Origin of the sequence: Roseomonas haemaphysalidis (genome assembly GCF_017355405.1) — a bacterium.
Lineage (GTDB): Bacteria > Pseudomonadota > Alphaproteobacteria > Acetobacterales > Acetobacteraceae > Pseudoroseomonas > Pseudoroseomonas haemaphysalidis.
On record NZ_CP061177.1, the window covers coordinates 1699591 to 1722024 of the forward strand.

18 protein-coding genes and 1 pseudogene are annotated in these 22434 nt (G+C 71.0%); 10 read left to right on the forward strand and 9 right to left on the reverse strand.

What is annotated here, in order from left to right:
• Positions 1 to 74: 74 nt before the first annotated feature.
• A complete protein-coding gene (locus IAI59_RS07820; protein ID WP_207416756.1) occupies positions 75 to 2162 on the forward strand; it encodes a transketolase C-terminal domain-containing protein in 2088 nt (695 codons plus the stop codon).
• Complete coding sequence (locus IAI59_RS07825) at positions 2162 to 3313, forward strand: dihydrolipoamide acetyltransferase family protein (protein ID WP_207416755.1); 1152 nt, start codon at positions 2162 to 2164, stop codon at positions 3311 to 3313. Before IAI59_RS07820 ends, IAI59_RS07825 begins: the two co-directional genes overlap by 1 nt.
• Here the strand turns inward: IAI59_RS07825 and IAI59_RS07830 are convergent, their stop codons facing one another.
• The 6 genes and pseudogenes from IAI59_RS07830 to IAI59_RS07855 form a co-directional block, all read right to left on the reverse strand.
• Positions 3314 to 4276 (reverse strand): tripartite tricarboxylate transporter substrate binding protein, encoded by a 963-nt coding sequence (locus IAI59_RS07830; protein ID WP_207416754.1) that lies wholly within the window; start codon positions 4274 to 4276, stop codon positions 3314 to 3316. It lies immediately after the preceding gene.
• A gap of 139 nt (positions 4277 to 4415) precedes the next feature.
• On the reverse strand, positions 4416 to 5228 hold the full coding sequence (locus tag IAI59_RS07835) for a PEP-CTERM sorting domain-containing protein (protein ID WP_207416752.1): 813 nt from the start codon (positions 5226 to 5228) through the stop codon (positions 4416 to 4418).
• A 379-nt stretch (positions 5229 to 5607) separates the two neighbouring features.
• Positions 5608 to 6096, reverse strand: a pseudogene (locus IAI59_RS07840) (ABC transporter ATP-binding protein); the annotation flags it as partial.
• Positions 6093 to 7883 carry a branched-chain amino acid ABC transporter ATP-binding protein/permease gene (locus IAI59_RS07845; RefSeq protein ID WP_207416750.1) on the reverse strand — a complete coding sequence of 597 codons (1791 nt, stop codon included), beginning with the start codon at positions 7881 to 7883 and terminating at the stop codon, positions 6093 to 6095. The gene IAI59_RS07845 and the pseudogene IAI59_RS07840, both read right to left, overlap by 4 nt.
• Positions 7880 to 8923 (reverse strand): branched-chain amino acid ABC transporter permease, encoded by a 1044-nt coding sequence (locus IAI59_RS07850; protein ID WP_207416747.1) that lies wholly within the window; start codon positions 8921 to 8923, stop codon positions 7880 to 7882. The genes IAI59_RS07845 and IAI59_RS07850 overlap by 4 nt, the downstream gene beginning before the upstream one ends.
• A 29-nt stretch (positions 8924 to 8952) precedes the next feature.
• A complete protein-coding gene (locus IAI59_RS07855) occupies positions 8953 to 10104 on the reverse strand; it encodes an ABC transporter substrate-binding protein (protein ID WP_207416745.1) in 1152 nt (383 codons plus the stop codon).
• Positions 10105 to 10310: 206 nt separating this feature from the next.
• On the opposite strand from IAI59_RS07855, the gene IAI59_RS07860 reads away from it, so the two are divergent.
• Positions 10311 to 10913: a TetR/AcrR family transcriptional regulator gene (locus tag IAI59_RS07860; RefSeq protein WP_207416743.1), complete on the forward strand. Its 603-nt coding sequence runs from the start codon at positions 10311 to 10313 to the stop codon at positions 10911 to 10913.
• Positions 10914 to 10916: 3 nt separating this feature from the next.
• Complete coding sequence (locus IAI59_RS07865; RefSeq protein ID WP_207416742.1) at positions 10917 to 11672, forward strand: SDR family NAD(P)-dependent oxidoreductase; 756 nt, start codon at positions 10917 to 10919, stop codon at positions 11670 to 11672.
• Between the two features lie 4 nt (positions 11673 to 11676).
• Here the strand turns inward: IAI59_RS07865 and IAI59_RS07870 are convergent, their stop codons facing one another.
• Genes IAI59_RS07870 through IAI59_RS07880 form a run of 3 tightly spaced genes read right to left on the reverse strand, consistent with a single transcriptional unit; the run spans position 11677 to position 16919 of the window.
• A complete protein-coding gene (locus tag IAI59_RS07870) occupies positions 11677 to 13323 on the reverse strand; it encodes a hydantoinase B/oxoprolinase family protein (protein WP_207416741.1) in 1647 nt (548 codons plus the stop codon).
• Positions 13324 to 13326: 3 nt separating this feature from the next.
• Positions 13327 to 15405 (reverse strand): hydantoinase/oxoprolinase family protein, encoded by a 2079-nt coding sequence (locus IAI59_RS07875; RefSeq protein WP_237181213.1) that lies wholly within the window; start codon positions 15403 to 15405, stop codon positions 13327 to 13329.
• A gap of 11 nt (positions 15406 to 15416) precedes the next feature.
• Positions 15417 to 16919 (reverse strand): ABC transporter substrate-binding protein, encoded by a 1503-nt coding sequence (locus IAI59_RS07880; protein WP_207416740.1) that lies wholly within the window; start codon positions 16917 to 16919, stop codon positions 15417 to 15419.
• Between the two features lie 129 nt (positions 16920 to 17048).
• Between IAI59_RS07880 and IAI59_RS07885 the strand changes: the two genes are divergently transcribed.
• The 6 genes from IAI59_RS07885 to IAI59_RS07910 are packed head-to-tail and all read left to right on the forward strand — an operon-like array spanning position 17049 to position 22434.
• Positions 17049 to 17717 (forward strand): GntR family transcriptional regulator, encoded by a 669-nt coding sequence (locus tag IAI59_RS07885; protein ID WP_207416739.1) that lies wholly within the window; start codon positions 17049 to 17051, stop codon positions 17715 to 17717.
• A 20-nt stretch (positions 17718 to 17737) separates the two neighbouring features.
• Positions 17738 to 18787, forward strand: coding sequence for an NAD/NADP octopine/nopaline dehydrogenase family protein (locus IAI59_RS07890; RefSeq protein ID WP_207416738.1), 1050 nt, complete (start codon positions 17738 to 17740; stop codon positions 18785 to 18787).
• Positions 18787 to 19707, forward strand: coding sequence for an ABC transporter permease (locus tag IAI59_RS07895; RefSeq protein ID WP_207416737.1), 921 nt, complete (start codon positions 18787 to 18789; stop codon positions 19705 to 19707). The genes IAI59_RS07890 and IAI59_RS07895 overlap by 1 nt, the downstream gene beginning before the upstream one ends.
• On the forward strand, positions 19707 to 20531 hold the full coding sequence (locus tag IAI59_RS07900; protein ID WP_207416735.1) for an ABC transporter permease: 825 nt from the start codon (positions 19707 to 19709) through the stop codon (positions 20529 to 20531). The genes IAI59_RS07895 and IAI59_RS07900 overlap by 1 nt, the downstream gene beginning before the upstream one ends.
• Positions 20531 to 21535: an ABC transporter ATP-binding protein gene (locus IAI59_RS07905; RefSeq protein ID WP_207416733.1), complete on the forward strand. Its 1005-nt coding sequence runs from the start codon at positions 20531 to 20533 to the stop codon at positions 21533 to 21535. The genes IAI59_RS07900 and IAI59_RS07905 overlap by 1 nt, the downstream gene beginning before the upstream one ends.
• Positions 21532 to 22434 carry an ABC transporter ATP-binding protein gene (locus IAI59_RS07910; protein WP_207416730.1) on the forward strand — a complete coding sequence of 301 codons (903 nt, stop codon included), beginning with the start codon at positions 21532 to 21534 and terminating at the stop codon, positions 22432 to 22434. Before IAI59_RS07905 ends, IAI59_RS07910 begins: the two co-directional genes overlap by 4 nt.

A 22434-nucleotide genomic window follows, 5' to 3' on the forward strand; every position in this document is an offset into this window, starting at 1 on the left:
GTTTCTCCCCGGATCGCGGTCTAGCCTCCTTTCAAGAATAAACGGCGCCGTGTGCCGCGACGGGAGTGGAAGCGATGGGGTCCTTGTCAGCCAACATGCCACGCGTGGCGGGCGAAAGCCGCGTCGCGCCGGACTGGCGCCGCGTCGCCTATCTGCTGCACGTATCCCGCGCGCTGGACGCGCTGGAAGAGAAGACCCTCGTTCCTGAAAAGAAGGTTCTCTACCAGTTTTCCGCCCGCGGGCACGACATGGCGCAGATCCTGCTCGGCCTCGGGCTCGACCATCGGCATGACGCCGCCTGCGGCTACTACCGCTCCCGCCCCATGCTGCTGGCGCTCGGCGTGGCGGTCGAGGACGCGCTGGGCTCCTCCATGGCGCGGGCCGGCGGCTATTCGGACGGGCGCGACATCGGCGTGGTGTTCAACTACCCGAACCGGCAGGGTGCCTCGGCGCTGCCCATGTGCGGCGGGGTGGGGGCGCAGTACACCCCCACCGTCGGCTGGGCGCAGGCGGTGGAATACCACCGCACCGTGCTGCGCGATGCCAGCTACGAGGGCGCCATCGGCGTGGTGCTGGGCGGCGACGCCTCGGTCGCCAGCAATGGCTTCTGGGCGGCGCTGACGGCGGCGACCACGCAGAAGCTGCCCGTGCTCTTCTACATCGAGGACAATGGCTACGGCATTTCCGTGCCCGGGCATTTCCAGACCCCGGGTGCCGACATCGCCGCCAACCTGGCCAGCTTCGGCAACCTGCATGTGCTGTCCGGCGACGGCACCGAGCCGGCGGAGGCGGCGGCGCTGATTGCCGCGGCGCAGGCGCATGTGCGCGGGCGCCAGGGGCCCTGCCTCTTGCGGCTGCGCGTGCCGCGTCTGCAAGGCCACAGCTTCCAGGACACCCAGGCCTACAAGCCGGCCGAGCTGGTGGCCGAGGAATGGGCGCGCGACCCGCTGCCGAAGCTGCGCGCCCAGCTGGTGCCGGCGTTGATGTCCGGCGCCGAGTGGGACGCCCTGGCCGCCGAGGCCGCCGCCGCCGTGGAAGCGGCACGCGAGGCGGCGGAGCGCCGCCCGGTGGCCGCGCCCGAGACAGTGCTGCGCCACGTCTTCGCCGAAGGCGAGGCGCCGGTGCTGGGCGGCCTGCGCGCCGCCGGCATCGCGCCCCGCGCGACGGACACCGCACCCAGGCCCGAGGGCGCGCGCATCAACATGGTCACCGCCATCCGCCGCACGCTGGAGCACGAGCTGGATACCAACCCGCGCGTGCTGCTGTTCGGCGAGGATATCGGCCCCAAGGGCGGCGTGCACGCCGTGACGCTCGGGCTGCAGGAGAAGTTCGGCGAAAGCCGTGTGTTCGACACCAGCCTGTCGGAGGAAGGCATCGTCGGCCGTGCCGTGGGCATGGCGATGGCCGGGCTGATGCCGGTGCCGGAAATCCAGTTCCGCAAGTATGCCGACCCGGCGACGGAGCAGATCAACGACTGCGGCACGCTGCGCTGGCGCACCAACAACCGCTTCGCGGCGCCCATGGTGCTGCGCATGCCGGTTGGCTTCTTCAAATGCGGCGACCCCTGGCACAGCCAGACCAACGAGGTGCAGTTCGTCCACGCGCCCGGCTGGCGCGTCGCCGTCCCCTCCAACGCCGAAGATGCGGTGGGCCTCTTGCGCACGGCACTGCGGGGCGACGACCCGACCATGTTCCTGGAGCACCGCGCCATGCTGGACACCGCCTGGGCGCGGCGTCCTTACCCCGGCGATGACTACGCCATCCCCTTCGGCAGCGCGCGCACCACCGTGTCGGGCGACGCGATCACGGTCGTCACCTGGGGGGCCATGGTGGAGCGCTGCGAAGAGGCGGCGCGCCTCAGCGGCCATTCCGTGGAGGTGATCGACCTGCGCACGCTGATGCCGTGGGACAGCGCGGCGGTGCTGGCTTCCGTGGCGCGCACGCATCGCTGCCTGATCGTGCATGAGGACCTGCGCACTGGCGGCTTCGGCGCCGAGATCGCCGCCGTGGTGGCGGACGAGGCCTTCATGCAGCTGGACGCACCCGTGGCGCGGCTCGCCATGCCGGATATCCCCAGCCCGCACAACCCGGTGCTGCTGGACCACGTGGTGCCTTCGGTCGTCCGCATCCGCGAGAAGATCGACGCGCTGGTGGCCTTCTGATGATGACCGAGGTCCTGTCCCCCTTGTCGCAGGAAGGCACCACGGCGGCCATCCGCACCTGGTTCAAGGCGGTGGGCGACCGCGTGGCGGAAGGCGAGCCGCTTTTGGAGCTGGAAACTGACAAGGTGGCCATGGAAGTCGCCGCCCCCGCCAGCGGCGTGCTGGCCGCCATCCTGGTGGCGGCGGGCGACGTGCAGCCCGGCGCGCTGCTCGGGCACATCACGCCGGGCGAGGCCGCCACGCCGCCGCGGCCGGCCGTTGTGCCGCCCCCGGCCGCCGCCCTGGCGGACCCGGAGCACCGCCTGTCCCCCGCCGTGCGCAAGCTGGTGAGCGAAAGCGGCATCGACCCCGCCGGGCTGCCCGGCACCGGCAAGGACGGCCGCCTGACGCGGGACGACGTGGTGCGCGCGCTGCAGGCCCGCGCCACCCCCGCCATGCCGCCGCAGCCGAGTGCCGGCAGCACCAGCATCCCGCACAGCCCGATGCGCCGGCGCATCGCCGAGCATATGGCGCATTCGGTGGCCACCGCGCCGCATGTGACGGCGTTGTTCGAGGCCGATTTTTCCGCGATCATCGCGCATCGGGCGGCCAACAAGGCCGGGTTCGCCGCGCAGGGCGTCAACCTGACCTTCACTGCCTATTTCATCGCGGCCAGCGTGGCGGCGATGCAGGCCGCGCCCACCGTCAACAGCCGCTGGCATGACGACCGGCTGGAAGTGTTTTCCGCCGTCAACATCGGCATCGGCACGGCGCTGGGCGATCAGGGGCTGGTAGTGCCCGTGATCCATGCGGCCCAATCGCTGTCGCTGCTCGGCATCGCGCAGACGTTGCAGGCGGTGACACAGCGCGCCCGCACCGGCACCCTGGCGCCGGAGGACGTGCGCGGCGGCACCTTCACCATCTCCAACCACGGCACCTCCGGCTCGCTGCTGGCGGCGCCGGTGATCATCAACCAGCCGCAATCGGCCATCCTCGGCATCGGCAAGGTGGAGAAGCGTGTGGTGGTGCGCGAGGTGGCCGGCGGCGACGCGATGCTGATCCGGCCGATGAGCTTTGTTTCGCTGACCATCGACCACCGCGTCATCGACGGCGCGCAAACCAACGCTTGGCTGACGCGCTTCGTGGACACGCTGGAGAACTGGCCGGCCTGACTACTGCTTCTCGATGCCGGCCTGGGTCACGACCGCCTGCCACTTCGCCACCTCGGCCCGCACGAAGTCCTGCGCGGCTTCCGGCGTGGTGCCCACGGGGGTGGCGCCCAGCGCCGCCATGCGCTCCAGCACGGAGGGTTGCTTCAGCTGCGCGACCGCATCGGTGCTGATCCTGGCCGCGATCGGCGCCGGCAAGCCGGCGGGGCCGATGACGGCACCCCAGGTGGCGGCCTCGAAGCCCGGCAGGCCGGCTTCGGCCACGGTGGGCAGCTCGGGCAGGATCGGCAGGCGTTGCGCCGCGGTGGTGGCCAGCGCCTTCAGCTTGCCGGACTGCACGTGCCCCAGCACGGCGGGCAGGGTATCGAACATCACGTCCACCCGGCCGCCGATCAGGTCGGGATGCGCGGCGGTGGAGCCGCGATAAGGCACGTTGAGCATGGCCGCGCCGGTGCGGTGCGCGAACATCTCGGCCGCCAGGTGCACGGCGCCGCCGGTGTTGGCGAAGCTGACCTGGCCGGGGCGGCTTTTCACCATCGCCACCAGCTCCTGCACCGTTCCGGCCTGGAAGTCGGGTGCCGCCACCAGCACCAGGGGCACCGAATAGATGATGCTGAGCACGGAGAAGTCGCGCAGCGTATCGAAGGGCGTGGTGTAGAGCGCGGCGTTGACGGCATGGTTGACGGATACGAAGCCGAGCGTGGTGCCGTCCGGTGCCGCCTTGGCCACCGCGTCGCTGCCGACGATGCCGTTGGCGCCGGTGCGGTTTTCCACGACCACCGACTGCTTCCACAGCGGCGTCAGCTTTTCCGCCAGCAGGCGGGCCGCGATGTCGGAGGCACCGCCCGGCGAATAGGGCACGATGATGCGCACCGTCTGGCCGGGAAAGCCGCCCTGGGCGCGTGCGACGCGTGGCAGGGCCAGGGCGAGGGGCGCGAGCAGGGTCGCGCGGCGGGTGGTGTTCATGGAGCTGGGTTCTTCTTGCTTGGACGTCCTCCGGCAGCCGCGGCCGCCGTCAGATGGCGAGAAGTTCATCCCACTTGGTGATACTCTGCAATAGCAGTCTTCCGGGCCAGGGGGCCTGCCCCTGGCCCGGATGCCGGTGTCAGCCGGCCTTGCGGCGGCGGACAAAGGCGAGGCCAGCCAGGCCGACGCCGATCAACGCCATGGACGACGGCTCCGGAACCGCCAAGGCGCGGGTTTCGAAGTTGAACGTCGTGGTCGTGCCCGCGACGGTATAGGACACGAGGTCCACGGCGCCGGCGAAGCTGCCGTCCCAACCGGACCCGATGCCGATGCTCAGCCCCGTGACGGTGAGGCCGGGCAGCAGCGCCGCCCAGTCGGCCGCCGTGCGGTTGTAGTTGCTGAAGGAATCGGGCAGCGAGCCGGTGGCCCAGATCTTCTGCTGCCCGGCCGTGCCGATCACGTCGACCGAAGTCCAGGAACCGACCGGCGCGACGGTCTGGCCGTTGTAGACGCCCTCATACACCAGGTAGCCGCTGCGCGTGCCGTCGGTCACGGACAGCCGCAATGCGGGGTGATAATGGCCCGAGGCGGTGCTGGAGGCGGCGCGCAGCCAGTCATAGGACAGCGCCGAAAGGTCCGACAGGCGGAACTGGTTGGCGGTGGAGAAGTAGTACTCGAAATCGGCCTTGGCATTGGCGTTGGCCGGGCCGGCGAAGGCCAGCGATCCGTTGCCCGCGTGCGCATAGGTGCCGGTGATGCCGACGCTGCCGCCGGCGCGGACATTGTTGGCGAACCAGGTATCGGCCGCGAAGCCGGGGCCCATGGCGTTGGACGGACCGTTGTTGCTGAACACGCCGGCCGGGTTGGTGACGATGACATCGGCCATGGCGGCGCCGGAGGTCAGCAGCATCGCCGACAGGCCGATGGTGCACAGCAGATTCTTGATCGACATGGACGTTCCGCTTCAGGAGAGAAGCCAGGCAGAGCAATTATTATGCCGAGAGCGGAATGTTCATATTTTCAGAAACTTATCTGCGGTTGCGAAATCAGGAATTTCTGAGGCGTAAGATCTTCCGACATTCGACCCCTCCGCGTCAGCGCGCAGCGACGCCCCGCATGCCCAGGTAGGACTCGATCACCCGCCGGTCCGCCTGCAAGGCCGCCGGCTCGCCTTCCAGCATGACGCTGCCGTTTTCCAGCACGTAGCCATAGTCGGCGATGGCCAGCGCCGCCCGGGCGTTCTGCTCCACCAGCAGGATGGAGGTGCCGTTGTCTCGCAACCGCGCGGCCGTGCCCAGGATCTCCCGCACGATCAGCGGCGCGAGGCCGAGGCTCGGCTCGTCCAGCATCAGCAGCTCCGGCTCGCCCATCAGGGCGCGGGCCATGGCCAGCATCTGCCGCTCGCCGCCCGACAGCGTGCCGGCCAGTTGCCGGCGGCGTTCCTGCAAGCGTGGGAACAGCGCGAACATCTCGCGCAGCATCGGCTCCGGGCTGCCGGCGCGGCGCAGGCGGAAGCGGCCCAGGCGGAGGTTGTCCTCCACCGTCATGGTGGTGAAGAGTTCCCGTTTCTCGGGCACCAGGCTGATGCCGGCGGCAACCCGCGTTTCGGCGCCGAGGCCGGCCAGGTCGCGGTCCCGGAAGCGGAAGCGTCCTTCGGCCGGCACCACGCCCATCACCGCATTGAGCAGCGACGACTTGCCGGCGCCGTTGGCACCCAGGATGGTGACGATGGCGCCCTTGGGCACCGTCACCGAGACGTCCGATACCGCCAGAATGGCGTCGTAATGCACCGTGGCGCCGGACACGCTCAGGATGCTCACGCAGCCGTCCCCAGATAGGCGTCGATGACGGCCGGGTTGGCCTGGATCTCGCGCGGGCGGCCCTGCGCCAGCTCGGCACCGAAGTTCATCACCACCAGCCGGTCGGTCAGGTTCATCACGAAGTCCATGTCGTGCTCGACCAGCAGGATGGTCATGCCCTCGGCCCGCAGCCGGTCCAGCAGCTTGGCCAGCGCCGCCTTTTCCAGGTGGCGCAGCCCGGCCGCCGGCTCGTCCAGCAGCAGCAGCACGGGGTCGAGGCAGAGCGCGCGGGCGATCTCCACCAGCCGCTGCTGGCCCAGCGACAACTCATCCGCCACCAGATGCGCCACGTGGGCGAGGCCGACGCGATGCAGCTGCTGCCAGGCGAGGGCGAAGATCCGCGCCTCCTCCGCCCGGTCCAGCAGCAGGGCGGCGTGCGCGGCACCCGCGTGGCCGCGCAGGTGGGCGCCGATGGCCACGTTGTCCAGCACGGTCATGCCATGCACCAGCTTGACGTGCTGGAAGGTGCGGGCGACGCCGCGGCCCGCGATGGCGCGCGCGCTGTGGCCGCCGATCGGCTGGCCCAGCAGCGTGACCGCGCCGCCACTGGCGGCCAGCACGCCGGTCAGCAGGTTGAAGGTGGTGCTCTTGCCGGCGCCGTTGGGGCCGATCAGCCCCACCACCTCGCCGGCGTTGAGCGCGAAGCCGATGCCGTCCACCGCCACCAGCCCGCCGAAGCGCTTGGTCAGCGCGCTGGCGCGCAGCACCTCGCTGCCGCGGGCGGGCTGCGCGCGGGGCGGCAGGGCGGGAGCCTCGGCCGGCGGCGGCACGGGCGCGGGGGCGGGGGCCGGCAGCAGGCGGGCGGCGAGGCGCGCCAAGTGCGGCCAGATGCCGCGCGGCGAGAACTGCAGCAGCAGGATCAGCAGCCCACCGAAGACGATGGTCTCGAAGTTGCCCTGGGCGTTCAGCAGCCAGGGCAGGAAGCTCTGCAACTGGTCGCGCAAAAGCGTGACGATGGCCGCCCCCAGCAGCGCCCCGCCGATGTTGTGCACGCCGCCGGCGACCGCCATCAGCAGGTAGTCGATGCTCATGGTGATGCCGAAGGGCGAGGGGTTCACCGTGCGCTGCATGTGCGCGTAGAGCCAGCCCGACAGCCCCGCCAGCAGCGCCGCGTAGACAAAGGCCAGGATGCGCGCGCGGTGCGTGTTCACGCCGAAGGATTCGGCGGCCAGCGCGCCGCCGCGCAGCGCCCGCACGGCGCGGCCGGTGCGGCTGTCCAGCAAATTGCGGGTCAGCAGGATGGCCAGCACCACGAAGCCCAGCACCAGGAAGTAGAAGGCCAGCGGCTGCCCGAAGTCGATGCCCGGCAGGCGGATGGGCGGGATGCCGCTGATGCCGTCGTTGCGCGCGAAGAAGTCCAGGTTGCCGACGAGATAGAAGAAGCTGACGTTCCAGGCGATGGTGGCGATGGCCAGGTAATGCCCCCGCAGCCGCAGCGTGACAGCGCCGATGGCCCAGGCCAGCGCCCCGGAAATCGCCAGCGCCACCGGCAGCGTCGCCCAGGGCGAGACGCCGTAGCGGGTCGTCAGGATGGCGGTGGCATAGGCGCCGAAGCCCGCGAACATCGCCTGCCCGAAGGAGGTGAGGCCGGCGACGCCCACCAGCACCACCAGCCCCAGCGCCACCAGCGACGACAGGCCGATGTAGCTGAGCAGCGTGACCCAGAAGGGCGGAAAGCCCGGCAGCAGCGGCGCCACGACCGCGAGCAGCAGCGCGAGGCCGGCGAGGATGCGGTGCGCGGGGGTCATTCCTCGCCCTCGTCCACCATCACCGGCGTGCGCCAGGACCGCCACAAAAGCACCGGGATGATGATCATGAACACCAGCACCTCCTTGAAGGCGCTGGCGTGAAAGGCGGCGAAGCTTTCCACCAGCCCGATCAGCACCGCGCCCGCGGCGGCCAGCGGATAGCTGACCAGGCCGCCGATCACGGCGGCGACGAAGCCCTTGAGCGCGATCAGGAAACCGGTGTCGTAGTAGATGGTGGTGACCGCCGAGATCAGCACGCCCGCCAGCGCGCCGATCAGCGCCGCCAGCGAAAAGGCGATGTGGCCGCACAGCACGGGCGAGACGGCGACCAGCCGCGCGCCCAGCCGGTTGACCGCCGTGGCGCGCAGCGCCTTGCCCAGCAGCGTGCGTTCGAAGAACAGGAACAATGCGACGATCAGCCCCCCCGTCACCGCCAGGATGACCAGCGACTGGCCGGTGACGAACAGCGGCCCGACCTCCAGGCTGACATCGGCCAGCGATGTGGTGCGCGAGCCCTCGGCGCCGAAGAACACCAGCCCCAGCCCCTGCAGCGCCAGATGCAGCGCGACGGAGACGATCAGCAGCACCAGCACGCTGCTGTCGGCCATCGGGCGGTACACGACGTCATAGAGATAGGGGCCCATGGGCACGACGATGGCCAGCGCCAGCAGCACGCGGGCGAGTTGCGGCAGCGGGTATTGCAGGCTGGCCCAGGCCAGCACCGCCACCAGCAGTGGCAGCAGCAGCGAGGTCGCGACCTGCAGTGCCAGGCCGCGCACCGTGGCATGGCGCCGCGCGGCCCAGAGGCGGCTGGCGCAGGAAGCGGCGCCGAGCAGCAGCAGCAGCCACACCGTGCCGGGCAGCGCGCCGGTTTCCAGAGCGGCCAGCGTCAAAGCGCCAAAGGCGACGAATTCGCCGATCGGCACCAGCACCACGCGCGTGACGGTGAAGACGATCACCAGCGCCAGGGCGAGCAGCCCGTAGATGGCACCGTTGACGATGCCATCCTGGACCAGGACCAGAAGGATGGAGAGATCCACTTACCGCCCCCGGCGCAATGACGCGGCGGCTATTGTGGCAGCGCCTGCCACTTGCCGTCCTTGATGACGGCCATCACCCGGGCGCGCGCGTCTTGGCCCACGTGGTCGGTGGCGGACATGGTGGCAACGCCGTTGACGTAGGTCACCTCGCGCAGGCCTTCCAGGGCGTCGCGCAACGCGGTGCGGAATTCCGGCGTGCCGGGCTGGGCATTGCGCGCCGCCACCGGCACGGCGTTCTGCAGCAGAATGCCGGCGTCATAGGCGTAGGAGCCGAAGGCCGAAACGCTGCCCGCGCCATGCGCGGCCTCATAGGCGTCGCGGTATTGCGTGGCGACCTGTCGCGAGGGATGGGTGGCCGGCAACTGGTCCACCACCACCACGGGGCCGACCGGCAGGATGGTGCCTTCCACGTCCCGCCCGCCGACGCGCAGGAAGTCGGCGTTCGCCACGCCGTGCGTCTGGTACATCGGGCCACGGAAGCCGCGCTCGCGCAGCGTCTTGGCCGGCAGTGCGGCGGGGGTGCCGGCGGAGATGATGAACACCGCGTCCGGCCGCGCCGAGGTCACCTTGAGCATCTGCCCCGTCACGCTGGTGTCCGTGCGGGCATAGCGCTCGTCAGCCACGACGCGGATGCCGCGCTGCTCCAGCAGCGGCCGCATGATGCCGAGCCAGCCATCGCCATAGGAATCGCTGACGCTAACTAGCGCCAGCGACTTCACGCCTGCGCCGGCCATGTGGTCGGCGACGGCGGTCGCCATCAGCGCGTCGTTCTGCGCGGTCTTGAACACCCAGCGGCGACGGTCATCGACCGGCGAAACGATGGCGGCGGAGCCGGCCAGCGAGATCATCGGCACCCGCAGCTCGGCCGCCACCTCCACCATGGCGATGGAGGCGGGGGTGACGGTGGAGCCGATGACGGCGTCCACCCGGTTGTCCGCCACCAGCTTGCGCATGTTGGCCACGGCGCGGGTGGTGTCCGATCCGTCGTCCAGCACGATCCATTCCACCGGCGTGCCGCCGAGGTCGCGCGGCAGGAGGCGGATGGAGCGGCCTTCGGGGATGCCGAGCGACGCACCCGGCCCGGTTTCGGAAATGACGACGCCGACCCGCACGGGTTCGGCCGCCTGGGCGGCGGTGCTCAGGCCAAGCGCCAGCGCCAGGCCGGCGGCGAGATTCCGCATCGGTTTCCAACCCCATTCTTGGACGCCGGGGCTCATGCGGCCCCGGTCTGTTGTGGTTCCCCCGCCGGGGCGGAGATGCGAAAGAATTGACCAGCCGGTCGGTCAAAGCAAGGGCTTTCCAACCGCTTCGCGGGGTTGCATTCGCCGACCGGGCGACCGCTTAATCCGTCGCGAAGGGCGGCGGAGCATGCCCCGGGGGAAGCCGCATGGCACGCACACGGGCGGACGATTACGACGAAAAGCGGCGCCAGATCCTGAAGGCCTCGGCCCGGCTGTTCGCGCGCCACGGCTTCACCGGCACCTCCATCACCATGGTGGCCAAGGCCTGCGGGGCGTCCAAGGCGCTGCTGTACCATTACTACGCGTCCAAGGACGACGTGCTGTTCGACATCCTGCAGCTGCACCTGCAAACGCTGCTGGACACGGTGGAGCGCGCGGCGGCGGCGGCGGCCGAGCCGCGTGCCAGGCTGCACGCCTTGTCGGCGGCGCTGCTCGACACCTATCGCGACGCGGATGCCGAGCATCAGATCCAGATCGCCAACCTGCAGCTTCTGCCGGCCGACAAGCAGGACGCATTGCGCGCGCTGGAGCGGCAGATCGTCGCCGTCTTCGCGGCGGCGATCGCCGCCGCCGTGCCGGACGCGCGGCAGGGCGTGCTGAAGCCGCTGACCATGTCGCTGTTCGGCATGCTGAACTGGAGCTACCTGTGGTTCCGCGACGGCCGTGGCATGACGCGCGAAGCCTATGCGCGCTTTGCCACGGACATGCTGCTGGCCGGCGCCGCGCCGGCGATGGAGGGACTGGAATGAACCATGCCTGACCCCGGCACCAAGGTGGCCCTGATCACCGGGGCCGGAACCGGCATCGGCCGGGCCACGGCCGCGCGCTTCCGCGCCGCCGGCTGGAACCTCGCCCTCGGCTGCTTCGGCGCTGATGAGCTGGCGGAGGTGGAGCGCGATGCCGCTGCCCTGGCGCTGCTTTGCGACGTCAGCGACGACGCGCAGTGCCGCGCCGCCGCGGCGGCCGTGCAGGCGCGCTTCGGGCGGCTGGATGCCCTGGTCAACAGCGCCGGCACCACGCGGCTGGTGCCGCATGCCGAGCTCGATGCGCTGGACGCCGCCGAGTTCCACCGGCTCTACGCCGTCAACACCATCGGGCCGTTCCAGATGGTGCGGGCCTGCGCGCCCCTGCTGGCGGCGGGCGAGGGTGGCTCGGCGGTGATCGTGTCGTCCTACGGCGCCATGCTCGGCACCGGCTCCTCCATCGCCTATGCGGCGTCCAAGGGCGCGGTGAACACCATGACCATGTCACTGGCCCGCGTGCTGGCGCCCCAGGTGCGCGTCAACGCCGTGTGCCCGGCGCTGGTGGACACCGACCTGATCCAGCGGCTGGACAAGGACGTCTTCGCCGCCCGCCGTGCCCGGCAGGTGGAGCGCGCGCCCCTGCAAAAGGTGGCGAGCGCGGAGGAGGTGGCCGAGACCATCTTCTTTCTGTCCGCGCAGGACCGGCTGATGACGGGCGAGATCATCAACCTGACCTGCGGCGTCCACCTGCTGGGAGACGCCTGAGCGCTCAGACGTCCTCCAGCCCATAGATCTCCCGCGCCGCTTCCGCCGAGATGCGGTCCTCGCGCAGGTCGCGCCGCACCAGCGCCCGGTCGCGCAGGCGCGGGTCGCCGTAGCCGCCGCCGGCGGCGCCCAGCATGCCGATGGACTGCCCCGGCTGCAGGATGCCGGCGCGGCGGTTCAGCGGCGCGGCACCCTCGCTCAGTTCCACGCGCCCCGTCATGCCGGGCAGCCCGCCATCCAGCCCGAAGGGCGGCACCACGTTGTTGGTGCCGCCTGCCGAAACGGTGGCGACATGGTCCAGCACGCGGATCTGCCGGCGCATGCACATGCCGCCACGGAACCGCCCGGCACCGCCGGAATCGCGCACCAGCTCGTAGCGCTCCACCATCACCGGGTGCTCGGTTTCCAGCGCCTCGATCGGCAGGTTGGCGGTGTTGGTGGTGTTCACCTGCACGCCGTCCAGCCCGTCCTGCGCGAAGCGCGCACCCATGCCGCCGCCGCACATCTCATTGTACACGTAGAAGCGGCCGGTGCGCGGGTGCTGGCCGCTGGTGGTCAGCAGCGTGCCGCCGGTGGAGGCCGCTGCCACCCGTTCCGGAATGGTCCGCGACAGGGCCGCGAAGATCATGTCCACCAGCCGCTGCGCGATGTCGGTGCGGCTGTAGACCGCCGCCGGCGCCGTGGCGTTCAGCACGCTGCCCAGCGGCGCCGTGACATGGATGGGGCGGTGGAAGCCGGCGTTGGCGGGCGTGTCCGGGTCCACCAGCACCTTGACCGCGAAGTAGACGGTGGCCTGCAGCGCGGTCAGCACCATGTTGATGCCGGCCCGCACCTGCGGCGGCGCCTCGGGGAAGTCGAAGAAGATCTCCTCGCCCCGCACCTCGACGCGCACGCGCAGGTCGAGGACCTGGTCCACCAGATTGCTGTCGAAGTCGTGGCGGAACTCATAGACGCCATCGGGAATGGTGCTGATGCCGGCGCGGGTCTTGCGCTCGGCGTAGTCCAGCACCTTGCTGGCGGCGATGCGCACCACCTCGGGCCCGTACTTGTCGCACAGCGCCTGGAAGCGCTGCACGCCCAGGCGGTTGGCGGCCATCTGCGCGCGGAAGTCGTTGATGCGCTCGCGCGGCACCTGGCAGTTCAGCAGTACCAGGTCCATGACGTCCTGCTGCAGCACGCCCTCGCGGTACAACCGCACGGGCGGGATGCGCAGGCCTTCCTGGAAGATGTGCGCGTGGCCGCGGTCCACGAAGTCGGAATGATGCGCCAGGTTGGTGACCCAGGCGACCAGCACGCCGCCATGGAAGATCGGCTCCAGGAAGACGATGTCGTTGAGGTGCGTGCCGCCGCCGGTATGCGCGTCGTTGCCGATGAACACGTCCCCCGGCCGCACCGTGGACAGGTCGTGGTGCCGGAAGACGTAGTCGGTGATGCCGAGCAGCGAGCCGAGATGGATCGGGATCAGTTCCGCCTGCGCGATGATGCGGCCGGTGGCGTCGAACAGCGCGGTGGAGCAGTCCTGCCGTTCCTTGATGTTGGTGGAATAGGCGGCGCGGATGATCGCCTTGCCCATCTCCTCGACAATGGTGGCCAGCGCGCTGCCGATCACCTCCACGGTGATGGGGTCGACGCTGTGCGGGGCGGCGTCCATGACTCAGTTCCCGATCATCAGGTTCAGGTGGGCGTCCACGGTGGCGACCTGCCCGGGCAGCACCAGCGTGGTGGAATCCATCTGGTCGATCACGGCGGGGCCGGCGACGGCGTGGCCGGGCGCCAGCTTCTCGCGGTCGTAGAGCGGGCAGGTCGTGAAGCCGCCGGCTTCCGGCAGCCAGACCTCGCGGTGGCCGGTGACGGCGGCGGAGGCCGGCGTCGTGGCGGCGGGCGGCGCGGGCAGCTCCGCCTTGGGCACCAGCCCCACGGCTTCCAGCCGCAGCGTGGTCACCTGCACCGGTTCCTCTTCCGCCACGTAGCCATAGACCTGCCTGTGCGCGGCCTCGAAGCCGGCGCGCAGCGCAGCGATGGCGGCGGCGTCGATCGGCCCGGCGGGGCAGGGCACGGTCAGCTCGTAGCCCTGGCCGCCGTAGCGCATGTCCACCGCGCGCAGCACCTGCCGGCGGTCGTCGCCGATGCCTTCCTGCGCGAACCAGTCCCCGGCTCGCGCTTCCAGCTGCGCGAGGGCCGCCTCCAGGCCCGGCGCGCCCGCCTCGTCCAGCGGTTGCAGGCGGGTGAGGGACAGGTTGGTGCGCAGGTCGGTCAGCAGCAGGCCCAGCGCGCACATGATGCCGGGGTTCTTCGGCACCATCACGCGCGGGATGTCCAGCTCCCGCGCCAGCCGCGCGGCGTGGATCGGGCCGGCGCCGCCGAAGGCCAGCATGGCGTAGTCGCGCGGGTCGTAGCCGCGTTCCACCGAGATCACCCGGATCGCCTTGGCCATGTTGGCGATCACCACGCTGATGATGCCCTGGGCGGTGGCCATCACCTCCATGCCCAGCCGGTCCGCCAGCCGCTGGATGGCGGCGCGAGCGCGAGACTGGTCGATCGCCATGCGGCCGTTCAGCAGATGCGTCGGGTTCAGCACCTGCAGCACGACGTTGGCATCCGTCACCGTCGCCTCCTCGTTGCCGCGGCCGTAGCACACGGGGCCCGGGTCGGCGCCGGCGCTGCGCGGCCCCACCTTCAACAGCCCGCCGGCGTCGACATAGGCGATGGAGCCGCCGCCGGCGCCCACCGTATGGATGTCGAGCATCGGCAGCTTCAGCGGATAGCCGTGCACCGACATGTCGTTGGCCATGGACGGCCGCCCCCGGTCGATCAGCGAGACATCGGTGGAGGTGCCGCCCATGTCGAAGGTGATCAGGTTCTCCTGCCCCGACAGGCGGCCGATCGCCAGCGCGCCCATCACCCCCGCCGCCGGGCCGGACAGCACCGTGCGCGCCGGAAAATTCTGGGCGACTTCGGAAGAAATGACGCCGCCGTTGCTTTGCGTCAGATGCGCCTTGGCTTCCACCCCGATCGCCGCCAGCCGCGGCTGCAGGCGGCGCAGATACGAGCGCATGATGGGGCCGAGATAGGCGTTCACCACCGTGGTGGACAGCCGCTCGTATTCGCGGAACTCGGGCGCGACCTCGTGGCTGACGCTGATAAAGGCGTCCGGCATCTCCTGTTCCAGGATGCGCCGCACCGCCTCCTCGTGCGCCGGCTCGATGTAGGAGAACAGAAAGCACACGGCGACGGTCGCGATGCCTTCGGCCTTGAGCTTGCGCGCGGCCGCGCGGACATCCTCCTCGTTCAGCGGCGTCTCGATGCGGCCGTCGAACATCACCCGCTCGCGCACCTCCAGCCGCTTGTCGCGCTTGGCCAGGATCTCCGGCTTGCGGGTTTGCAGGTCGTACAGGCTGTCGCGCTTCTGGCGGCGCAGCTCCAGCAGGTCGCGGAAGCCGGCGGTGGTGATCAGCCCGGCCTCGGTGCCGCGCCCGGTGATCAGCGCGTTGGTGGCGACGGTTGTGCCGTGGCCGAAGTAGCTGACCTCCACCTCGCGCCCGGTGCCGCGCGCGACCTCCCCCATGCCCTGTTCGATGCCGGTGGCGATGCCGAGGCTGGGGTCGCCCGGCGTGCTGCTGACCTTCCAGACATGGATGCGGCCGCTGTGCTCGTCATACATGCAGACATCGGTGAAGGTGCCGCCGGAATCGACGCCGACGCGCAGGCGGGCGGCGGTGTGTGCAGTGCTCACGGATCGGTCTTTCAACGGGGCGTCATGTCGAAGGCGCGCACCCAGTCGTCGCCGCGCGCCTGCCACTGGATGTCGCGCCGCTCGGCATAGGTGATGGGCGGGAAGAACAGGAAGATGTTGGGCGATGCCTCGCACAGCTGCGCGGTCAGCTCGCGGTACAATGCCTCGCGCTTGGCGGGATCGGTGGTGGAGCGGGCGGCCACCGCGCGCCGGTTGTATCCGGCGTTGGGCCAGAAGGATTGCGGGTTGCCTTCCTCCCAGAAGTTCAGCAGCCCGGCGGCATCCAGCGTCGGCCAGGCGAGGCCGAAATAGGCGGCGTCGCCCAGGTTGCGCTGGTTGATGAACTTGCTCATCCAGGCACCGAACTCGATCTCGCGGATCGACACGTTGACGCCGATCTCGCTGAGCTGGGCGGCGACGATCTGGCTGATGTCCTGCGCCTGCAGGTAGCGACCGGTCGGCACCTCCAGCTCCATGGACAGGCCGCGCGGAAAGCCGGCCTCGGCCAGCAGCTTCCTGGCCGCCGCCGGGTCATAGGGGATCGGCTTTAACACCGGGTTGAAGCCGAAATAGGCCGGGGACAGCGGCTGGCAGGCGGCCACCTGGCCCAGCCCGCCCATCAGCGCCTGGTTGATGCCCTCCTTGTCCACCGCCAGGTTCAGCGCGCGCCACAGCTTGGCATTGTCCTGGAACGGCGGGCGGGCGGCGTTGAGCTTGACGAACATCACCCGCGTGCTGGGCACGGAGCCGGCACGCGCGCGGCTGCTGCGGTTCACCCGCTCCAGCTCCGACACCGGCAGGGCGGTGGCGAAGTCGATGTCGCCGGCCAGGATGGCGGCCACGCGCGCGCTGTCTTCCGGCATGATGCGAAAGGTCACGCGCTCGAAAGCGGGCTTCTCGCCCCAGTAGTCGGGGCGCGCCGTCAGCACCACGCGGTCGCCGGAGGCGAAGCGTTCCAGCGCATAGGGACCGCTGCCGAGCGCCGAAACATTGGCGTTGTTGTCCGCCGTCCATTTCGGCGGCATCAGAAAGAACATGCCCATCTGCGCCGGCAGGTCGGGGTAGGGCGTGCGGGTGAGGAACTCCACCACCGTGGGGCTGACCACGCGCACCTCGGCGATGTTGGCGAACCAGGGGCGGTTGCGTGCGGCCGTGGCCGGGTCCAGCACGCGGGCCACGTTCCACTTCACCGCCTCGGCGTCGAGCTTCTCGCCGTTGGGAAAGGTGACGCCCTCGCGCAGCGTGAACCGCCAAGTGGTGTCGTCCACCGCTTCCCACCGGGTCGCGAGCCCGGGCCGCAGCTTCAGGTCCGGCCCGCGGTCGACCAGCGGGGTGTAGAGATGCGCGATGACGCTGAGGTCGGTGCCGACCGTGTTGGTCTTGTCCGGGTCCAGCGTATTGACGTTGCCGGGCAGCGCGATGGTCAGCTCGCGCGCCATGGCATTGCCGCATGCGGCGGCGAGCGACAGCAGCAGGGCGGCCGAGAACCGGGCCAGGGGGGGCAGGGACGCCATCTCCACATTCTCCACTTGCGCAGCATGACCATTGGCGCCAATCCTGATGCCGATGTCAAACGGCCGTTTGCGATGCCGCGTGGCGGGGGCGGGGTGCGCCGCCGCCATGCAGCCGCTAAGGATCACCTGATGCAACAGGCAGGGACAGCGACGATGGCGGAAGGCGGCGCGGGGCATCGGACCGGCGACCTGGCGGCGCGGATCGAGGCGGACATCAACGTCGGCCATCTGGGCACCGGTGCCTGGCTCAAGCAAATCGACCTGGAAGGGCGCTACGGCTGCACGCGCATCGACCTGCGGCAGGCGCTGGACCGCTTGGCCAACAAGGGGCTGGTGCGGCTGGTGGCCAACCGCGGCTATCGCGTGGCGGAGATGGAGCCGCACCGGCTGGCGGAGATCCTGGAACTTCGCGCGGTGGTGGAAACCGCCGCCGTGCTGCGCGTGCTGGGCCGCCCCGGGCCCGCCGACCTCGACGCGCTGGAGCCGCTGGCCGCCGACTTCGCCCATGCCGTCGCCCACGGCACGGTGGTGGAGCAGGAGGCGACCAACCGCGCCTTTCACGCGGCGCTGCTCGGCCATTGCCCGAACCGCGAGATGGTGGCGACGGTGTTTGAGCTGCGCTCCCGCGTGCCGGCCGCCGTGACGCGGCAAAAGAACACCCAGGCGATCCTGGAGCGCACGGCGCGCGAGCATGTCGTGATGATCGACTGCCTGCGCCGCCAGGATGCGGAGGGGCTGCGCGCGGTGACGCGCAGCCACATCCTGGGCGATGTCGAGCAGATCCTGGCCGAGGCCTGAAGCGAAGAACGGAGCCGCCCATGCGCGTCGCGATCCTCGGCACCGGCGGCATCGGCCGCGGCTACGCCGCCTTTCTGGCGGCGAACGGCCACCAGCCGGTGCTGTGGTCCCCCACCGGCCACCCGCCCACCACGACGCTGGTGGCGACCGGCGTTGTGCCGGGGCGCCATGCGGTGGAGGTGGCGGCGGATTGCGCCGCGGCGCTGGCGGGCGCCGATGTCGCCATCGTGGCCACGGTCGCCAACGGCCACCGCGCGGTGCTGGACGCCATGGCGCCGCATCTGCTGGCGTCCCAGGTGGTGGTGATCAGCGGCCATTGCTCCTTCGCCGCGCTGTACCTGCACCGGCTGCTGGCAGCGCGCGGGGTGGAACTGCCGATCGCCGCCTGGGCCACCACGGCGCTGACCGCCAGGCGCGGCGGCGCGGAAGGCGTGCACGTGTCCGGCCTGCGCCAGCGGCTGGACGTGGCGACCCTGCCACAGCGCCTGGCCGACCGGGGCGAGGCCGCCTGCCGCGCTCTGTTCGGCGACCGCTTCCAGCGGCGCGAGGACCTGCTGGCCATCATGCTCAGCAACCTCAACCCGCCGGCGCACATGGCCAACATGCTGCTGAACCTGACGCGGGCGGAGCAGGGCGAGGACTGGCCCAACTACGGCAGCATCACCCCCGCCGTCGGCCGTGTGATCGAGGCGCTGGACGCCGAGCGGCTGGCGCTGGCCGCCGCCTTCGGGCTCAGCGTGCGCACGGTCACGGAGCATTTCGTGCTGTCCCACAACATCGCGCCCGGCAGCGTCGCCGAGATGGCCGCCGCCGTGCACGCCAAGCGGCCCGAACTGCTGGGGCCGAAGACGCTGGACAGCCGCTTCGTGACGGAGGACGTGCCCTTCGGGCTGGTGCCGCTGGAATTGCTGGGGCGGATCAGCGGCGTGCCGGTGCCGCTGCACGCCGCCGGCATCGCGCTGTTCTCCGCCACCCATGGCCGCGACTTCCGGGCCGAAAACGACCTGCTGCCGCCGCTGGCGCTGGCCGGCACCACAAAGGCGGCGCTGGCCGCCGCGCTGCGCGGCTGATGTCGCGCTTCGTCGCTTCGCGGCTGCTGGACAGCCTGGTCGCCGTGTGGGGGGCGGTGACCATCGTGTTCTTTGTCACCCGCGTGCTGGGCGACCCGGCGACGCTGCTGCTGCCGATGGGCGCGGCGCCCGAGCAGATTGCCCGCTTCCGCGCCGACCTCGGCCTCGACCGCCCGCTGCTGGTGCAATACGGCGAATTCCTGTGGCGCGCGGTGCAGGGCGATTTCGGCCAGTCCTTCCAGCATGCCCGCCCGGCCATGGAAGTGGTGCTGGAGCGGATGCCGGCGACCATGCTGCTGGCCGGCTGCGCCATCCTGTTCGGCGTGCTGATCGGCGGCGCGCTGGGCATGGTGGCGGCGGTGAAGCGCGGCACGGTGCTGGAGCTCGTGGTCATGGTCGGCGCGTTGATCGGCCAGGCGACGCCGCTGTTCTGGCTGGGGCTGATGCTGGTGCTGGTTTTCGCGGTGGAGCTCGGCTGGCTGCCGACCGGCGGCTACGGCACCGCCGCGCATGTGGTGCTGCCGGCGCTGTGCCTGTCCGTCTTCGTGGCCGCCGGCATCGCGCGGCTGTTCCGCTCCTCCGTGCTGGAGGTGCTGCGGGACGACCACGTGCGCACCGCCCGCGCCAAGGGGCTGACGCCCGCCACGGTGCTGGGCTGGCATGTGGGGCGCAACGCGCTGATCCCGGTGGTGACCATGGTGGGCATCCTGGCCGGCGAGCTGCTGGGCGGCTCGGTGGTCACGGAAACGGTGTTCTCCTGGCCCGGCGTCGGCCGGCTGATCGTGCAGGCGATCGAGGCGCGGGACTTTCCGGTCATCCAGGCGGGAATCGCGCTGGTGGCCGCCATCTTCGTGCTGATCACCTTCGGGGTGGACCTGCTCTACGGCCTCTTGGACCCGCGCATCCGGGGGCGGCGCTGATGCGCGTGCTGTTGCGCAGCCGCACCGGGCTGCTGGGCGCCGTGCTGCTGGCGCTGTTCGTCGCCGCGGCCATCCTGGCGCCGTTCCTGCCGGTGCCGGCGCCGACGCGGCCGGACCTGATGGCCCGGCTGGCGCCGCCCGCCTGGGGCGCGCATCCGCTGGGCACCGACCAGCTGGGGCGGGACATCCTGAGCCGCATCCTCTACGGCAGCCAGGTGACGCTGCTGGTGGCGGCCGCCGCCGTGCTGCTGGGCGGCGTGGTGGGCGTGGGGCTGGGCATCCTGGCGGGCTACGCCGGCGGCTGGACCGACCGCATCCTGATGCGCGTGGTGGACATGCAGCTCGCGGTGCCGCTGATGCTGCTGGCGCTGCTGGTGGTCGCCACCCTCGGCCCCAGCCTGCAGAACATCGTGCTGGTTCTCGCGCTCACCTGCTGGGTGCGATACGCGCGCATCGTGCGCGGCCAGGTGCTGGCGCTGCGCGACCGCGAGTTCATGCTGGCGGTGCGTGCCGCCGGTGCCGGCCCCGTGCGCGCCATGCTGCGCCACATCCTGCCCAACGTGCTGACGCCGGTGCTGGTGGTCGGCACGCTGGAACTGGCGCGCGTGATCCTGCTGGAAGCGGCGCTGAGCTTTCTCGGCCTTGGCGTGCAGCCGCCGTTCCCGAGCTGGGGGCGCATGCTGGCGGAAGGGCGCAACTACATGGCCAGCGCCTGGTGGATCGCCGCCTTTCCCGGCCTCGCCATCATGCTGACGGTGCTGGCGGTGAACCTGCTGGGTGACTGGCTGCGCGACCACTTCGACCCCCGCCTGGGGCGCGGCTGATGGCGCCGCTGCTGCAGGTCCGGAACCTGAGCGTCGCTTTCGACACGCCGGGCGGCGTGGTGCACGCGGTCAACGACGTTTCCTACGGCCTCGACGCCGGGGAAGTGCTGGGCATCGTGGGCGAAAGCGGCTCCGGCAAGTCGGTGCATGTGCTGGCCATGCTGGGGCTGGTGCCGCGGCCGCCGGCGCGCATCGCGGGCGGGCAGGTGCTGTTCGGCGGCCGCGACCTGCTGGCCCTGTCGGAGCCGGAGCTGCGCGACATCCGCGGCCGCGACATCGCCTTCATCTTCCAGGACCCGATGACGGCGCTGAACCCGGTGCTGACGGTCGGCCGGCAGATCATGGAGCCGCTGCGCCGGCATTTCGGCCTGTCCCCCGCCAGGGCGCGGGCGCGCGCCGCCGAGCTGCTGGAATTGGTCGGCATCCCCGACCCGGCGCGGCGGCTGCACCAGTTCCCCTTCCAATTCTCCGGTGGCATGCGGCAGCGCGCCATGATCGCCATCGGCATCGCCTGCGAGCCGAAGCTGCTGATCGCCGACGAGGCGACCACGGCGCTGGACGTGACGGTGCAGGCGCAGATCCTCGACCTGGTGCGCGACCTGCGCCAGCGGCTCGGCATGGCGGTGATCTGGATCACGCACGACATGGGCGTGGTGGCCGGCATCGCGGACACGGTGCAGGTGATGTATGGCGGACGCATCCAGGAACGCGGCCCGGCGCGCGACGTGTTCCACGACCCGCGCAGCGCCTATACCTGGGGGCTGCTGCGCTCCTTGCCCGGGCACGGGCAACAGGGCGGCGCGCGGCTGCACCAGATCCCCGGCAGCCCGCCCGACATGATCCGCCCGCCGGCCGGCGACCCCTTCGCGCCCCGCAATGCCTTCGCCACGCCACGCTGCTTTGCCGAGGTGCCGCCGCTGCGCCAGGCGGCCGGCGCCGCCCCCGGCCATCTGGTGGCCGCCTGGTACGACCTGCCGGCCGCCCTGCGGGAACACGCCCGATGAGCACCGGACCGCTGCTGCGCGTCGAGGGGCTGTGCAAGCATTACGGCGGGGGCGGCGGGCTGTGGGGACGCACGCCGCCGGTGCGGGCGGTGGACGGCGTGTCCTTCCATGTGCAGCCGCGCGAAACGCTGGGGCTGGTGGGCGAATCTGGCTCCGGCAAGTCCACCACTGGCCGGCTGGTGCTGCAGCTGGAGCCGGCCACGGCGGGCGAGGTGTGGTTCGAGGGGCGGAACCTGTCCGACCTGTCCACCGCCGCGCTGCGCGCCGTGCGGGCACGCATGCAGGTGGTGTTCCAGGACCCCTATGCCGCGCTGGACCCGCGCATGACGGTGGGCGACTTCGTGGCCGAGCCGCTGGTGATCCACCGCGCCGTGTCCTCGCGCTCGGAGCGGGAGGACCGTGTGGCGGCGCTGTTCCGCCGCGTCGGCCTGAACCCCGACTTCATGCGCCGCTACCCGCACGAGTTTTCCGGCGGCCAGCGCCAGCGCGTCGGCATCGCCCGCGCCATCGCGCTCGGCCCCAGCTTCATCGTGGCGGACGAGCCGATCACGGCGCTGGACGTGTCTATCCAGGCGCAGGTGGTCAACCTGTTCCAGGACATGCAGCAGGAGATGGGCATCGCCTTTCTGTTCATCGCCCACGACCTGAACATGGTGCGCTACCTGTGCCAGCGCGTGGCGGTGATGCTGCGCGGGCGGATCGTCGAGATGGGGCCTGTGGAGGCGATCTTCGGCAACCCGCTGCACGCCTATACCCGTGCGCTGCTGTCCGCCGTGCCGGTGCCCGACCCGGACGTGGAGCGCGGCCGCCAGCGCATCCGCCTGTCGGCCGCCGATCTGACACCACCGCCCGGCGCGGCGCTGGTGGAGGCCGCGCCGGGGCACTTCGTCCTGCGCTGA